Annotated in this window: 13 protein-coding genes; 1 reads left to right on the top strand and 12 read right to left on the bottom strand. The window is 67.4% G+C overall.

Features of this window, described 5'->3' with window-relative positions:
- Positions 1-3: 3 nt before the first annotated feature.
- The 11 genes from RHA1_RS25040 to RHA1_RS24990 all read right to left on the bottom strand — a co-directional run bounded on the left by RHA1_RS25040 (position 4) and on the right by RHA1_RS24990 (position 11,385).
- Entirely contained in the window at positions 4-1,068 is a 1,065-nt protein-coding gene (locus tag RHA1_RS25040) for an ABC transporter ATP-binding protein (RefSeq protein ID WP_011597352.1), read from the bottom strand.
- Positions 1,069-1,085: 17 nt separating this feature from the next.
- Positions 1,086-2,393: an ABC transporter substrate-binding protein gene (locus tag RHA1_RS25035; RefSeq protein ID WP_011597351.1), complete on the bottom strand. Its 1,308-nt coding sequence runs from the start codon at positions 2,391-2,393 to the stop codon at positions 1,086-1,088.
- A gap of 18 nt (positions 2,394-2,411) precedes the next feature.
- Positions 2,412-3,311 (bottom strand): carbohydrate ABC transporter permease, encoded by a 900-nt coding sequence (locus tag RHA1_RS25030; RefSeq protein ID WP_011597350.1) that lies wholly within the window; start codon positions 3,309-3,311, stop codon positions 2,412-2,414.
- Positions 3,308-4,240, bottom strand: coding sequence for a carbohydrate ABC transporter permease (locus RHA1_RS25025; protein ID WP_050787376.1), 933 nt, complete (start codon positions 4,238-4,240; stop codon positions 3,308-3,310). Before RHA1_RS25025 ends, RHA1_RS25030 begins: the two co-directional genes overlap by 4 nt.
- A gap of 98 nt (positions 4,241-4,338) precedes the next feature.
- Entirely contained in the window at positions 4,339-5,259 is a 921-nt protein-coding gene (locus RHA1_RS25020; protein WP_029539573.1) for a L,D-transpeptidase, read from the bottom strand.
- 169 nt (positions 5,260-5,428) lie between these two features.
- The gene (locus RHA1_RS25015; protein WP_011597347.1) at positions 5,429-7,108 is read right to left on the bottom strand and encodes an FAD-dependent oxidoreductase; all 1,680 of its coding nucleotides are present in this window, start codon (positions 7,106-7,108) and stop codon (positions 5,429-5,431) included.
- A gap of 93 nt (positions 7,109-7,201) precedes the next feature.
- The gene (locus RHA1_RS25010) at positions 7,202-7,423 is read right to left on the bottom strand and encodes a dodecin (protein WP_011597346.1); all 222 of its coding nucleotides are present in this window, start codon (positions 7,421-7,423) and stop codon (positions 7,202-7,204) included.
- A gap of 17 nt (positions 7,424-7,440) precedes the next feature.
- Positions 7,441-8,646 carry a serine hydrolase domain-containing protein gene (locus tag RHA1_RS25005; protein WP_011597345.1) on the bottom strand — a complete coding sequence of 402 codons (1,206 nt, stop codon included), beginning with the start codon at positions 8,644-8,646 and terminating at the stop codon, positions 7,441-7,443.
- A gap of 93 nt (positions 8,647-8,739) precedes the next feature.
- Entirely contained in the window at positions 8,740-9,255 is a 516-nt protein-coding gene (locus tag RHA1_RS25000; RefSeq protein ID WP_009478143.1) for a DUF6764 family protein, read from the bottom strand.
- Between the two features lie 57 nt (positions 9,256-9,312).
- Positions 9,313-10,341, bottom strand: a complete 1,029-nt coding sequence (locus RHA1_RS24995; protein WP_011597344.1) for a DNA polymerase domain-containing protein — start codon at positions 10,339-10,341, stop codon at positions 9,313-9,315.
- Positions 10,342-11,385 carry an ATP-dependent DNA ligase gene (locus RHA1_RS24990; RefSeq protein WP_011597343.1) on the bottom strand — a complete coding sequence of 348 codons (1,044 nt, stop codon included), beginning with the start codon at positions 11,383-11,385 and terminating at the stop codon, positions 10,342-10,344.
- Positions 11,386-11,533: 148 nt separating this feature from the next.
- Between RHA1_RS24990 and lppU the strand changes: the two genes are divergently transcribed.
- The gene (lppU, locus tag RHA1_RS24985) at positions 11,534-12,130 is read left to right on the top strand and encodes an LppU family putative lipoprotein (RefSeq protein ID WP_037197591.1); all 597 of its coding nucleotides are present in this window, start codon (positions 11,534-11,536) and stop codon (positions 12,128-12,130) included.
- A gap of 46 nt (positions 12,131-12,176) precedes the next feature.
- Here lppU and RHA1_RS24980 read toward each other — a convergent pair whose 3' ends face one another.
- Positions 12,177-13,307 (bottom strand): magnesium and cobalt transport protein CorA, encoded by a 1,131-nt coding sequence (locus RHA1_RS24980; RefSeq protein ID WP_011597341.1) that lies wholly within the window; start codon positions 13,305-13,307, stop codon positions 12,177-12,179.
- Positions 13,308-13,556: the final 249 nt, after the last annotated feature.

Below are 13,556 nucleotides of genomic sequence, written 5' to 3'. Positions count from 1 at the left end.
CGACTACCGCAGACGGTTCCCCGTCGCCGCGGAGAAGAAGTACACCGCACCGGGCTTCGGCTGCAGGTGCACCCTCTCCCCCGCGGCGACGGTGCGGGTGCGGTCCACCCGCACCACCACCTTCCCGGACGTCCCGGACGCGTACACGAAGGACTCCGCCCCGAGTTCCTCGAGCAGGTCGGCGTCGACCGTGTACGAGTCCTTACGCCACGACCCCACCAGCGTCCACGACTCCGGGCGCACCCCGACGATCACGGAGCCGTCCCCGATCGCCGAGTGCGGCACGGGAATACGCAGGCCGCCCAGTTCGGCGACGCCGTCGCGGATCGGGGTGTCCATGAGGTTCATCCCGGGCGAGCCGATGAAACCGGCGACGAACGTGTTGACCGGGTCGTCGTAGAGATCGCGGGGCCGGGCGACCTGCTGGAGGCGCCCACCCTGCATGACCGCCACCCGGTCGCCCATCGTCATGGCCTCCACCTGGTCGTGGGTGACGTACACGGTGGTCGTGCCGAGCCGGCGCTGCAGACCCGCGATCTGCGAGCGGGTACTCACCCGCAGCTTGGCGTCGAGGTTGCTCAGCGGTTCGTCCATGCAGAACACCTTGGGGTGCCGCACGATGGCCCGGCCCATCGCGACCCGTTGACGTTGCCCGCCGGACAGTTTCACCGGTTTACGATCCAGCAGCGGCTCGAGTTCGAGCATCCGCGCCGCTTCCAGCACCCGCGCGGTGCGTTCCACCTTCCCGACGCCGGCGTTGCGGAGCGCGAAACCCATGTTGTCCGCGACGGTCATGTTCGGGTACAGCGCGTAACTCTGGAACACCATGGCCACGTCCCGCGCCCTGGGCGGCAGCGCGGTGACGTCGGCGCCGCCGATCTCGATGCGGCCCGCCTCGACGGCTTCGAGGCCGGCCAGCATCCGCAGACTGGTCGACTTACCGCACCCGGACGGACCCACGAGGACGAGGAACTCGCCGTCCGCGATGTCGAGGTCCAGCCGATCGACCGCGGGTCGATCGGCTCCCGAATAGCGGTGGGTGACACCTGCGAACTGGACGTGGGCCATGGATATTCCTTCTCCTCCTACTGGGGCAGCTTGGGTGTGATCTGTCGGTCGATGATCTGCTGGAGTTGTGTCCCGACACCGGCGAACGTCGCCGCCACGTCCGCGTTCTGCAGCGCGATCTGCTCGAGTCCGGTGCCGATGATCTGGTCACCGCCGGGCACGAACACCCGGGCGTAGTCCTGCGACCGGGTCTTCGCGAGCTGGTCGACGGCGGTGCGCGCGTTGGGGTTCGCGTCGAGGTACGCCTTCATGCTCGGGTCCTCGACAGCGGACTTGCGGACGGGCATGTACCCGACGTTCTGGGAGAAGTACGCGGTGTTCTCGCCGTTGGTCACGAAGTCGATGAACGTCAGCGCGTTCTTCTTCCGCTCGTCGGAGATCCGCGCCGGAATCGCGAGGCCCGCGCCACCGGTCGGGCAGCCCGGCGCGCCCGACGCGGGGAGGAAGGCGGTGCCGAAGTCGAACGCGGCGGACTTGGTGATCCCCGACAGGTCGCCGGTCGAGGCGATGGTCGACGCGAGGATGCCCGCACCGAACTCGTTGGCGATGTCGCTCGACACGGCCGCGTACTTCTTCGTGTGGATCATGTCCTTCAGGAACGTTCCCGCGGCGAGTGTCTTCTCGTCGCCGAACTTCAGGTCCCACTGGTCCGAGTACGCCCCGCCGAATGTCCAGACCGGCCCCTCGAACGTCCAGCCGAGGTAGTTCTTGGCGTCGCCCCAGCCGTGGGCCAGCTTGCCGCCGCCCATCACCCGCTGCAGTTCGGGACCCCACTCGTCGAACTCCTGCCAGGTGGCGGGCCCGCGGTCGGGCAGGCCGGCCTGCGCCCACACCTGCTTGTTGTAGTAGAACAGCGGCGTCGACCGCGCGTACGGAAGGGCGTAGTGCCTGCCCTCGAACAGGTAGTCGGCGAGCAGTGAGTCGACGTAATCGGAGGAGTCGACACCGACCTCGCCGAACAGTCCGTCGAGCGGCTCGATGGCCCCGGTCAGGGCGTAGTTGAACCACCAGACGTCCGACAGGACCACGACGTCGGGCAGTTCGCCGCCCGACAGGGCGGCGTTGAACTTCTGCGACACCTCCTCGTAGTTCTTTCCGCCGTCGACGAGGTTCACGGTGAGGTCGGGGTATTTCGCCTGGAACCGGTTGATCAGTTCCCGTTCGACGTCCTGCGACTTGCCGGGGTGGTTGGACCAGAACGTGATGGTGTTCGCGCCGGACGTCGCCGACGAGCCCGACCCCGACCCGGCGCACGCCGTCAGCGCGGCGCCGGCGGCCACCGCGCCCGCCAGCCCGAGGAATCCCCGACGGTTCATCCGATTCATGTCTCTCCTCGTTCTCCGCTATCCCTTGACCGCACCCGATGTGAGGCCCTTGATCATGTGCCGTTGCAGCACAAGGAAAACCACGAGAATCGGCAGCATCGTGAGTACCGTTCCCGCCATGACCGGGCCCCAGTTGGTGAGCCCGTCGTTGTTCTGGAGTTGGGTCAACCCGACCGGCAGGGGCGCGACGGACGCGTCGTCGGCCATCAGGAACGGCCACAGGTATTCGTTCCACTCGGTGACGACGGTGATGATCGCGAACGCCACCATGGTGGGCCCCGACACCGGCAGGATCACCCGCCACAGCAGCCCGAAGTGGCCTGCGCCGTCCATCCGGGCGGCCTCGACGATCTCGGTGGGTATCGACAGGAAGTGGTTGCGCATCAGGAACGTTCCGAACGCGACCCCGGCGAGCGGAACGATGATGCCGTGAAAGCTGTTCCGCCAGCCCCATTCGGCGACGAGTGCGTAGTTGGAGATGACCGTGATCTGGTTGGGCACCATCAAGGCGGCGATGATGCCGAGGAATACGACGTTCTTGCCCGGGAACCGCAGGAACACCAGTCCGTAGGCACTGAACACGCCGAGTGCGAACTTCACGACGGCCAGCACCCCGGTGATGATCACGGAGTTGCGCAGGAACGTCCAGAACGGCACCGACGTGGTGGCCTCCGAGTAGTTCTCGGGATGGAAGGTGCCGGGCCACCAGGTGACCGGCAGGGTGTAGACGTCCGGGCGATCCTTGAAGGACGTCATCACGATCCAGTACAGCGGCAGGGCCACCATGACCAGCACCGCCACCATCGCGGCGTATCCCAGGGCCGTCACGAGCACCTCCCGGCGGCGATGGTCACGGGCCGGGTCTGCCGTCACCGGCACCTCCGTGCTGCGCTGTTCGCGCCGGGTGTCCGCGGTCACCGGACCTCACCGCGATCCATGATCCGCACCTGGTAGACGGTGATCCCGAGCAGGACGAGGAACATGATCGTGGCCACGGTGGCGCCGTAGCCGGCACGGAAATTGCGGAACGACTCGTTGTAGACCTGGTAGACCATCGTGGTGGTTCCGGTGCCGAGCGGACCGCCCCGGGTCATCACGTTGATGATGTCGAACACCTGAAGGGAGCCCAGCATCACCGTGATCGAGAGGAAGTAGGTGGTCGGACGCAACTGCGGCAGGATGACCCGGCGGAAAGTCGTCCACCTGCCCGCCCCGTCGATCTCCGCGGCCTCGGTCAGCTCACGCCGCGTGCCCTGCAGTGCCGCAAGGTAGATCACGAACGTGTAGCCGAGGTTCTTCCACAGGTAGGTAACCGTCACCATGAACAGCGCCCAGTGCGGGTCCTGATAGAAGTCGGGGACGGAGCCGACCCCGGCACGGTGCAGCAGATCCTGGATCAACCCGAAACGGGGATCGAACACGAACTGGAACGCCACCCCGATCGCGGCGCCCGAGATGACGAACGGCGCGAAGATCGCCGAGCGGACGAGGTTGCGGCCGTGCAGGTTACGGTCCAGCAGCACGGCGAGCGCGAGACCGGCGATCATCGATCCCACCACGGTCGCGACGGTGAACACGACGGTGTTCCCGACGATCTGCCAGGTGTCGGTCCGGCTCCACCACTCGCGGTAGTTGTCCCATCCGACGAACATGGCGACGGGGTCGGCGATGTTCCAGTCGAAGAACGACAGCCGGATGTTGTCGACCAGGGGCCGGTAGGTGAACAGCACGAGCAGAACCAGATTGGGACCCACCAGCGCCGCGAACAACGCGTAGTCCCGCCATGGACGCCCGAGCAGTCCCTGCTTTCCCGGCGACGGCAGGGAACGTTGCGGACTCGATCTCACTGCGGCAGTCTGACGACCGATGACGAATAGCCGGTGAATTGCCGTAGCCCGCACATTGAACTGTGCGGGCTACGGGAAGAACGCGGTGGGAATCGGGGTCAGCGGTTCCAGTCGCCGAGTCCGTCGGAGCCGTTCAACACGCCGCCCGCGGTGTTCTGCACGACCACGGCGTCACCCTTCTTCGAGTTCTCGTAGAACCACTTGGCGTCCTCGGTGCTCACGTTGAGGCAGCCGTGGCTGACGTTGGTGTTGCCCTGGGCGTCCACCGACCACGGTGCGGCGTGGACGAAGATGCCGCTGTACGACATGCGGGTGGCGTACTCGACGTACGTGCGGTACCCCTCGGCCGAGTCGACCGGGACACCGTACGTGGACGAGTCCATGTACATGTCGCGGAACTTGTCGCCGATGATGTACGTGCCGTTCGGCGTCTCGTGATCGGTCTTACCCATCGACGTCGGCATGGTCTTGACCACTTCGCCGTTCCGGGTGACGGTGATCTGCTTGGTGTTGTCGTCCGCGGTCGCCACCAGCGCGTCGCCGATGGTGAAAGTGGAGTGCGAATCGCCGGCATCCACGGTGACCTCGGTGTTCGCGGGCCAGAACTCGGTGGGCTTCCAGCGCACCTGGCTGTCGTTGATCCAGTAGAAACCACCCTCGACGGGCTGGCTGGTGGTGACCTTGATTGCCCGCTCGGCGGCGGCGCGGTCGCCGATCGCCTCGTTGAAGCGGATGATCACCGGCTGCGCGACACCCACGACCTCGCCCGCGCCCGGGTTGAGGGACGGAGCCGAGAAGTTCGCAGGCGCGGGTGCCGGCTCGGGAAGCGGCAGCTGCGGCGCGCCGGGCAGCCCGGGAAGGGTGGGAAGACTCGGAATCTCCGGTCCACCGGGAAAGAGCGGTGCGGCCTGTGCGGCCCCGACCAGCGCAGTTCCGGAGACGACGGCCCCGGTCAGTGCGACGGCGACGCGCGAAGACCAGTGCTTGTTCCTGGAAAATCCGATTCCTGACTTGCCCATATGACCACTCTCGTTCGACGACGTGTGCAACGCGCGTCCCCGACGGACCTATCAATCGCGCACTGCCATTAACACACATCATCCGGCCACGAGCAATTTGCCCGCAATCGTTGCCGCTCCGCGGCCTGCGAGGCGGTGGTGTCACCGAGCGGTCAAGAAGTCCTCACGATCAGGTCTCGGCGCGGGCGGCGGCGAGCATGCTTTCGATGGTGATCAGCTTGGTGCGCGTCCGACCGGCCGCCCTGCCCCCGGCGCGTTCGGTCTTGTCGATCCGCTGCCAGCCCTGGTAGTCGACGGCGTCGGGTGCACGCTCGGCGATCAGCCGGTCGAGGGCCTCGCGTTCGGCGGGCGCGTCGAGCCGCCCGGCGCAGAAGTCGTCGATCAGCATCCTGACCGTCTCCGCGGAGCAATACTTGTTGGTGCCGATCACGCCCGTCGGCCCGCGTTTGATCCAGCCCGCCACGTACACGCCGGGCACGGGAGCGCCGGTCTCCGGATCGATCACCCGGCCGTTCTCGTTGGGGATGACGCCGCGCCGGTCGTCGAAGGGGATCCCGGCCACGGGTTGGCCGCGATAGCCGATCGAGCGCAGCACCAGGCCGGTGTCCAGCGTCGAGGTGACGTCGGAGGGTTTGGCGCTGAGCCTGCCGGATGCGTCCGTGACCAACTCGTTCTTCGCGATGCGAACCGATTCGACGGTGTCGGTGCCGAGAATCTCCACGGGTGACGTCAGGAAACGCAGCACGATCCGCTTCTTCGCCGGATCGGCGGTGCGCCGGGCGAATTCCTCGACCTGTCTCACCTTGTGGCGCTGCGACGGCTCGGCCTCGTCGCCGTCGATGAACGCGCGGCTCGCCGGGTCGAGCACCGCTTCTTCCGGGTCGACCACGATGTCCACGTGCGGCATGCGCCCGAGCGCCAGGAGTTCGGGGTTGGTGTAGGCGGCCTGGGCGGGGCCCCGGCGGCCGAGAACGACGACCTCACGGATGTTGCTCGCCCGCAGGGCCTCGAGGGCGTGCTCCGCGAGATCCGTCTTCGCCAGGATCTCCGGATCGGTGACGAGGATGCGGGCCACGTCGAGTGCCACGTTGCCGTTGCCGACGATGACGGCCCGCTCCCCCGACAGGTCGAACGTGCGGTCGGCGTAGTCGGGATGACCGTTGTACCAGGCCACGAACTCGGTGGCGGCGTGGCTGCCGACCAGATCCTCGCCGGGAATGCCCAGCGTGCGGTCGCCTGCCGCACCGACTGCGTAGATGACGGCGTGGTGGTGCGCGAGCAATTCCTCATGACTGACGTCCCGGCCCACTTCCACGTTGAAGTGGCAGTGCACCGTGCGTTTGCCGACGACGGAGCGGAACTGGTCCGTGACGCCCTTGGTGCCCGGATGGTCCGGCGCGACACCGGCGCGCACCAGTCCGTACGGGGTGGGCAGGCGGTCGAAGATGTCGACCTCGACGCGCGGCTTCGCGGTGAGTTCCATCGCGGCGTAGCAGGCGGCCGGACCCGACCCCACGACCGCGACGTGGAGTGTGCCGAGGGCCGCATCGATCTGGGGCAGCTTGAGCGGCTCGGGCCAGTCGGGGCCGATGGGGTGCTTGGTGTAGTACTGCGCGTTGATGTCCAAGTACGGCTCGTCGACCTCGTCGAGGTCGTTCTCCGCGTAGATGGCCTCCACCGGGCACTCCTCGACGCAGGCCCCGCAGTCGATGCAGGTGTCCGGGTCGATGTACAGCATTTCCGTGGTGGCAAACGGCTTCTCGTCCGGTGTGGGATGGATGCAGTTGACCGGACAGACGTCGACGCACGAGGCGTCGTTGCAGCACGGCTGCGTGATCACATAAGCCACGGTTCTCCCCTACCTGAGTACGCGCAGTCCGACGTCGAGATGTGACACCAGACTATAACGTGTTCCAATTTTGCGCGAGAACCGTGCGCGGTGTCAGACCGCGTCGCCAGGCTCCACACGGAATCCGACCTTCACCGTGACCTGGTAGTGCGCGATGACGCCGTTCTCGACGTGACCCCGGGTCTCGACGACTTCGAACCACTCGACGTTGCGCACGGTTTCGTTGGTCCGCGCGATGGCGTTCTCGATGGCCGCATCGGTGCTGTCGCTCGACGAACCGACGACCTCGACAACTCGGTACACGTGATCACTCATCGGGATTCCTTTCGTGGTTACTTGCCGTTCCGGACGATCGCCTGCGCCTCGACACCGAGCCGGGCCAGACGAAGATCGCCGAGAGCCGTGAGGGAACTCCCGAGGCGGTTGGTGACGAAGCCCAGGGACAATCCGCTGTCGAGGTCCGCGTAGGCACCGGACCCGCCGACGCCGTAGTGCCCGATCGCGTTCCGCGGTTGTTCCCGGGACGCGAGAATCGGCCGGTGATAGCCGAGGGACCACTGCGGCCGGATACCGAGGACGTAGTCGCGGTCGTGGGTCTGTACCTGCGACATCTGCGCGATGGTGGCCTTGCGCAGGAACCGGTTGCCGTCCAGCCTGCCCCCGTTGGCGATGGCGCCGTACATGCGCGCGAGCGCCCGCGCGCTGAACACGCCGTTCCAGCCGGGCATCACCGCGTCGTGCACCGCGGGGTTCCGGACCAGAACGTCGAACCCCTGGGGCATCGCCGCCTCGGCGAGGCCCCGGGTGGGGCCGACGAGCGAGAGCACGTTCGACGTGAGCTCCCAGTTGAGGCCGGCCGGGTTGATGTGCGGAAACAGCTTCGCGATCCGTGGACGGTGCTGTCCGGGAACCTGATACCAGAAGTCGTCTACGCCGAGCGGGCCCGCGATTTCGTCCTGAACGGCCTGAACGAACGGCTTCCCGGTGACGCGTGCGATCAGCTCGGCCACCAGCCACCCGTAGGTGACGGCGTGATACCCGGGACCGCGCAGCCTGCGCGGATCCGCGGGGGTGGCCGCGAGGGCCTGGACGACGGCGTCGTAGTCGAGGAGATCGAGCGGGCTCCGCATCAGGCCCCGGACCTTGTGCAGTCCGGCCCGGTGGGTGAGGAGTTCGCGGACCGTGATGTCGTCTTTGCCTGCCGCGCCGAACTCGGGCCAGTAGCGTGCGACGGGCGCGTCGTAGTCGATCAGCCTGCGCTCGGCGAGGCGGTGGACGACCGTGCTGGCCACACCCTTTCCCGTCGAGAACGAGAGGGCGACGGTGTCGCGGTCCCATCGGCGGTCGCGGTCAGCCCAGCCCGCCCAGATGTCGAGGACTTTCTCACCCCGGAAGTACGCGGTGAGCGCCCCGCCGCCGTGCTGTGGTTGCCGGTACATCGCGAAGAATCGGTCGGCGAGCGGCAGGAACCGCGGATCGACGTGCAGCTCCGTCCGTGGCACGGACGCGGGCCGGGGAACTCGAACGCTGGTCGTCATCGACCACCTCCGATCTCGCTGCCGCATCTCCTACGGCAGTTGCGTCAGCCCATTGTGACTACCGTCACCATACGACGCGGACCGGGGTGCCGTTCAGGGAAGCCGCCACACTGTTATGCCGTCGCTCAGACACGCTTGACCTGCAAGGAAATTGATCGCGAGCGACGGTCCACCGGCGCACACCACGCCCTTGGCCGGATCCGCGACGAGCGCCTGTCCTCCCGGACCGCTCAGCACCAGCGCGGGACCGGCACTGTCGACCGTTCCGATGGCGACGCTCTGGGGCCCGACCGCCACCGCGGCGACTGCGCCGCGACGTGCCTCGGCGGCACCGACACCGCCGCCCAGGCCGGCGCCGAGCGCCGCTCCCGCGTGGGCTGCGTCGGCGAACCCGACACCGTCCGTGCCGAACGCCGCCGAATTGCTGCTCGTATCGGCGTTGGCCCCGCACGCGGTGCGGTCGACGACCGTGGTGTCACCCCGGCCCGGTGGGGACACACAGGAGAGGGAGACGGCCGACGCGGTGGCCGGCGCGATCATCAGGGCCCCGAGTGCCGTCGCGACGACACCGAGGACGAGTCCGGCAGTACCGACTGTCGTACGTTCCATGGCGACCTCACATTGTTCCCGACCCACCCGACCGTCCCGAGCCTACGTGAGCGCCGGCTATTTGCGGTCTCGGTCCCGACTCGGTTGTACCCGCTTGGGTTCCCCCGGCATTTTCGGGTAGTTGGGTGGGTACGGCAGATCTCCGAGACCGTTCGCGGCGTCCCGTTCGGCCATCTCCAGCAGCACGTCGAGCGATTGCGCCACGTCACCCATGGTCCCCATGGGATCGCCGCGCTTCGCGAGCAGCGCGGGCACGGTCGCGATGGTGAAGTCGTCGGGGTCGACGTCCACCAGTTCCTCCCAGGTGACGGGCGTCGACACGGTCGCGATCGGCGTCTTGCGGGCCGAGTAGGCGGACGCGATGGTCTTGTCCCTGGCGTTCTGGTTGAAGTCGAGGAAGATGCGTTCGCCGCGTTCCTCCTTCCACCAGGACGTGGTGGCCCGGTCGCCGCTGCGCCGCTCGATCTCCCGGGCGAGGGCGATGCCCGCGCGCCGCACCTCGATGAAATCCCAGCGCGGTTCGATGCGGAGATACACGTGCAGCCCGCGGCCGCCCGACGTCTTGGGGTAGCCGACGAGACCGAGTTCGTCGAGCAGCGGCCGGAGCACGTCCAGCGCGACCGCCCGGGCGTCGTCGAATCCGGTTCCCGGCTGCGGGTCCAGGTCGATGCGCAGTTCGTCGGGGTGATCGACGTCGGGGCACCGGACCGCCCACGGATGGAACGTGATGTTGCCGAGGTTCGCCGCCCACACGATGTTCGCGGCACTGCGCACGCGGAGCACATCCGCCTTGCGGCCGGACGGGAACGTGACCTCGCACGACTCCACGTGGTCGGGGCGCTTCGCGGGAACCCGCTTCTGGTAGATCTCCTCGCCCTCGATCCCGTCCGGGAACCGTTGCAGATGCGTCGGCCGATCGAACAGGGCGGTCAGCAGCGCACCGTCGAGTGCCACGGTCCGGTAGTACTCCACCAGGTGCCGTTTCGTGCCGCCCTCGGCACCGAGTTTCGGGTAGTAGATCTTGTCGGGGTTCGACAGCCGCACGGCGACGCCGTCGACGTCGAGTTCTTCGGCAGGACTCGCCATCTAGGAACCTCCGGCCAGGACGTCGGCAAGGTCGTATCGCACCGGGACCTCCAATTGTTGGAACGTGCACTCGTCGGGCGTCCGGTCCGGGCGCCAGCGCAGGAACCGCGCGGCGTGCCGGAACCGGGCACCCTCCATCTGGTCGTACGCCACCTCGACGACGCGTTCGGGGCGCAGCGGCACCCAGGTTCGGTCGTTGCCCGACTGCCACCGCGTCGGCGCGCCGTCCGCGACCACGTCGTCGCCGACGCGCAGCTCGTCGAGTTCGGCGAGCAGTTCGATCCGCCGCGCGGCCGTGAACGCCGACGCACCGCCGACCATCGCCATCTGGTCGCCGTCGTACAGTCCGAGCAGCATCGACCCGATCCCCGGCTGACTCTTGTGCGGCCGGTATCCGATGACGACGCAGTCGGCGGTGCGGGCGTGCTTCACCTTCACCATTTCCCGCTTGTTGGGCAGGTACGGGCCCACCAGCTTCTTCGCCACCACCCCGTCGAGGCCGGCACCCTCGAACGCCTCGAACCACTCGGTGGCCGTCGCACTGGATTCGGTGGCGGCGGTGACGTGGCAGCTGGGTCCGCCGCCGATGGTGTCGACGAGCTGCGCGCGGCGTACGGAGAAGTCCTCCCGGCTGAGGTCGCGGTCGCCCAGGGCGAGCAGATCGAACGCGACGAACTGCGCCGGGGTCTTCTCGGACAGCATCGTCACCCGGCTCTCGGCCGGATGAATGCGCTCCGACAACGACTCCCAGTCGAGCCGGGTGCGGCCGTCGATGTTGCGCGGGACGACGAGTTCGCCGTCCACCACGCACCGCTGCGGCAGTTCGTCCTTCACTGCCCGGACGAGTTCGGGAAAGTACCTCGCCAGATCCTTTCCGCCGCGGGACCCGAGCACCACCTCGTCGCCGTCGCGGAAGACGAGGGTGCGGAAACCGTCCCATTTCGGTTCGTAGGACCAGGCGAGGCCGGACTCCGGTTGCGCCGGAACGGACGACGCAGCCTTCGCGAGCATCGGCTGTAACGGAGGCATCACGGGGAGATCCACCCGTCCATACTGTCACCACGATTGGCAAATCGGACAGCGATGTAATCAAATTATGCGCGACACGGCAATCGCGGTGGACACGATCGGGGTGGCAACGGTCATCTCGGAGGAACGGGTGGCGGACGGTCACCTGACGGAGGGGTCAGACATGACAGGGTTAGTTCGGCGGGTGTGTACCGCAGTCGTCGCGTTGTCGGCGACGGCAGTTCTGGTGGCCGGGTGCGGTTCGGACACGACGCCTACCGCGGTGCCGGAGTCGGGTGCCTCCGCGGCCACCACGTCCAGCGAATCGACCACCGTGATCGACGGGCAGGAAGGCGAGGACGCCGGCGGCGACGTCGACTTCGAGGTCGCGATCGGTGAGTGCGTGAAGCTCGGCGGCACCGTCTCCGACGCCGAGATCGACAAGGCGGTGTGCGGCAGCGCCGATTCGAACTACAAGGTGATCGCCAAGGCCGCGAAGAACAGCCAGTGCATCAGCGACGCCGACTCGTACTACTACGAAACCCTCGGCGGCATCGAGCAGGGCGCGATCTGCCTCGACGTGGACTGGGTTATCGGCGGGTGCATGGACGTCGGCGGCGAAGATCCCGCGCGCATCGACTGCGGCGACACGACGGCCGTCGACGGTGTGAAGGTGACGGAGATCGTGCAGGGCGCCACGTCCGTGGACTCGTGCAGCACGTCGTCCAACGGATACGAATACCCCGAGCGCAAGTTCGTCGTCTGCGTCGACGAACTCTGACAGCAGGCGCCGGCCGGCTGCGGACACTGCCCGCAGCCGGCCTCGCTCACAACCAGCCGCGGCGTTTGAAGATCGTGTACAGCCCGGCACAGGTGAGCATCATCAGCGACAGGGCGAACGGATACCCACCGACCCAGTGCAGTTCGGGCATGTGGTCGAAGTTCATGCCGTAGACCGTCCCGATCAGGGTGGGCGCGAACAGGATCGCCGCCCAAGCCGACACCTTCTTGATCTCCTCGTTCTGCGCGTAGCTGGCCTGGGTCAGGTTGCGCATCTCCTCGTTCTGCTCCTGCGACACCAGGGTGGCGTTGACGGTGAGGATGTTCCCGAGCAGCTGACGGAGGCCGTCGGCCCGCTCCACGACAACCGTCGCGTGGTCGGTGACGTCGCGCAGGTACCGCTGCAGTTCCTCGTCGGTGTTGTACTTCTCGAATCCCGCCGACAACCCGCGCAGCATCCCGAGCAGCGGCCTTGTGGCCCTCTGGAATTCGATGACCTCGCGGGTGAGTTCGTAGATGCGCCGCGAGACACCCGGCGCTCCGCTGAACACCTCGGTCTCGATCTCGTCGATGTCGTTCTGCAATCCGGCGACGACGGGCGCGTACCCGTCGACCACGGCGTCGAGGATCGCGTAGAGGACGGCTTCGGGTCCGAGCCGGAGCAGGTCCGGGTTGCTCTCCATCCGCCGGCGGACCGCCGACAGGTCGGGGGATTCGCTGTGCCGGACCGTGAGCACGAACGTCGGACCGCAGAAGACGTGCAGCTCACCGAATTCGACGCGCTCGGTCTCGTCGCAGTAGCGCGCGGCGCGCAGGACCACGAACAGCGTCTTGCCGTAACGCTCCAGCTTGGGCCGCTGGTGGGCGACGATCGCGTCCTCGACGGCCAACTCGTGCAGGTCGAATTGCTTTGCTGCCGCATACAACTGGGCGTCGTTCGGCCGGTACATCCCGATCCACGCCATCGACGACGCGTCCGGCAGGCTCGCGAGGGCCTCGGACAGGGTGGCCGGGGTGGCCGTCTTCCGGCCGTCGCGGTAGACGGCGCTGTTGACCACCGTTTCCTCGGCAGGCGTCGGTTCGACGGGCCGGCGGGTCACCGCGTGACCGGCGTCGGCGTCGGACAGACCGGCGGAACGGCTGGGGAGAAGGGAACGGATCGGGCGCAGCTGAGGCATGACACGGGGCTTTCGAGGGAAAGTGGGCAGCGCGGAACAGCGCTGAGGAACACGGACCGTGAAACCGCGCACCTACCGGTGGAACGGTTTCAGTTGGTACTCGGAGGTTGGCTTCTCATCGGACGCCACACCTCCTTGCTCTCTCGAAATGGCAGTTCACGACCTCGGCGAACTGCAGACCGGAGGACACGATACCCCCGGCGACCGGCCACGACAACCTGGGATCCCCGCCGTGTCGGTCCCGGATCC

Origin of the sequence: Rhodococcus jostii RHA1 (assembly GCF_000014565.1) — a bacterium.
Classification (GTDB): Bacteria; Actinomycetota; Actinomycetes; order Mycobacteriales; family Mycobacteriaceae; genus Rhodococcus_F; species Rhodococcus_F jostii_A.
Note: the sequence above shows the minus strand (reverse complement) of the source record. Positions and strands in the feature narration are given on the sequence as shown.

What these genes read in the sequence shown, in the direction of transcription:
- RHA1_RS25040 (WP_011597352.1), bottom strand. Translation starts at nt 1,068, where the DNA reads ATGGCCCACGTCCAGTTCGCAGGTGTCACCCACCGCTATTCGGGAGCC.
- RHA1_RS25035 (WP_011597351.1), bottom strand. Translation starts at nt 2,393, where the DNA reads ATGAATCGGATGAACCGTCGGGGATTCCTCGGGCTGGCGGGCGCGGTG.
- RHA1_RS25020 (WP_029539573.1), bottom strand. Translation starts at nt 5,259, where the DNA reads ATGGGCAAGTCAGGAATCGGATTTTCCAGGAACAAGCACTGGTCTTCG.
- RHA1_RS25010 (WP_011597346.1), bottom strand. Translation starts at nt 7,423, where the DNA reads ATGAGTGATCACGTGTACCGAGTTGTCGAGGTCGTCGGTTCGTCGAGC.
- RHA1_RS25005 (WP_011597345.1), bottom strand. Translation starts at nt 8,646, where the DNA reads ATGACGACCAGCGTTCGAGTTCCCCGGCCCGCGTCCGTGCCACGGACG.
- RHA1_RS25000 (WP_009478143.1), bottom strand. Translation starts at nt 9,255, where the DNA reads ATGGAACGTACGACAGTCGGTACTGCCGGACTCGTCCTCGGTGTCGTC.
- RHA1_RS24995 (WP_011597344.1), bottom strand. Translation starts at nt 10,341, where the DNA reads ATGGCGAGTCCTGCCGAAGAACTCGACGTCGACGGCGTCGCCGTGCGG.
- lppU (WP_037197591.1), top strand. Translation starts at nt 11,534, where the DNA reads ATGACAGGGTTAGTTCGGCGGGTGTGTACCGCAGTCGTCGCGTTGTCG.
- RHA1_RS24980 (WP_011597341.1), bottom strand. Translation starts at nt 13,307, where the DNA reads ATGCCTCAGCTGCGCCCGATCCGTTCCCTTCTCCCCAGCCGTTCCGCC.